Raw genomic sequence first — 1,031 nt, 5'->3', positions numbered from 1 at the left:
CTTTACAACTGTAAAGTCGGGCATCCTTGATGCGTTAACTTACTTGTTAACGAAAACGCCTTGAAGAATCGGAGTCAGTCTGGCATCCCTGACGGAAATGATCTCGTAAAGTGATCAGAACCGTCAAGAGGATTGAATGTTGCAGCTAGCTTCTCAGAGCGTCAGAGACACTGCGTCGAAGATCGAGGTCTACACCTCGAAACTCTCTGCGGAGCTGAACGATATGCGTGAAGCTGTCTATCCACCCTCTGCGCAGAAAACATTTGGCCGGACATTCTCAACCCTTGACCTAGTGAGGCTACTCAAGGTTCCGGAAAGTACTCTTCGCCAGTTGACGCTGGAAGGGAAGGGGCCTTTGCCCGAGCGCGCAGAAAACAATAGGCGAACGTACACGATAGAGCAGGTCAAGGAACTGAGGCGATTCCTGGCCGAACTTCGTCCTGACGAAGCTGGCGAACTGCTTCCGCATCGTCGCAAAGGGGAAAAGCTTCAGGTAATTGCTACGGCGAATTTCAACGGTGGTAGTTCCAAGACAACCACTTCTATCCATCTCGCACATTTTTTAGGGCTTCAGGGTTATCGGGTCTTGTGTCTGGATCTTGATCCGCAAGCATCGATGACTGCGCTATTTGGTATTCAGCCCGAGTTCGATCTCGGCGAGAACCAGACAGCCTATGCAGCCATTCGATATGACAATGAGCGGCGGCCGCTCGCTGAAGTGATCCGGCCAACCTATTTCCCAGGTGTCGATCTAGTTCCTGCAATCTGGAGCTAATACTCAAGGTTTCCAAGCAGGGGGAAATCCAGTACTCAGCAGTTTTTTAGATTCCGATAATGATGGCGATGTCGATATTTCTGACGCTATCCAAATGGCTAGTCGTTATATGGGCAGATAAATCAAAAATTAATTTTTGATTTTTAATTAAAATCTGTTTGTCACAACATCGGTGAATAAGGAAGACAAGGGAGAATTATGGCAGAATCTCCCTTGTCTCCCTGGATTCTCTTTGTTGTGGGGATAAGGGGTAATG

Annotated in this window: 1 protein-coding gene; it reads left to right on the top strand. The window is 48.1% G+C overall.

The features are described 5' to 3' along the window. The first annotated feature begins 136 nt into the window (after positions 1–136). Positions 137–775 carry an AAA family ATPase gene (locus A0129_RS15625; RefSeq protein WP_291716310.1) on the top strand — a complete coding sequence of 213 codons (639 nt, stop codon included), beginning with the start codon at positions 137–139 and terminating at the stop codon, positions 773–775. The last annotated feature ends 256 nt before the right edge of the window (positions 776–1,031 follow it).

Source organism: Limnobacter sp. CACIAM 66H1, assembly GCF_001601825.1.
Lineage (GTDB): Bacteria > Pseudomonadota > Gammaproteobacteria > Burkholderiales > Burkholderiaceae_B > Limnobacter.
Note: the sequence above shows the minus strand (reverse complement) of the source record. Positions and strands in the feature narration are given on the sequence as shown.

What these genes read in the sequence shown, in the direction of transcription:
- A0129_RS15625 (WP_291716310.1), top strand. Translation starts at nt 137, where the DNA reads ATGTTGCAGCTAGCTTCTCAGAGCGTCAGAGACACTGCGTCGAAGATC.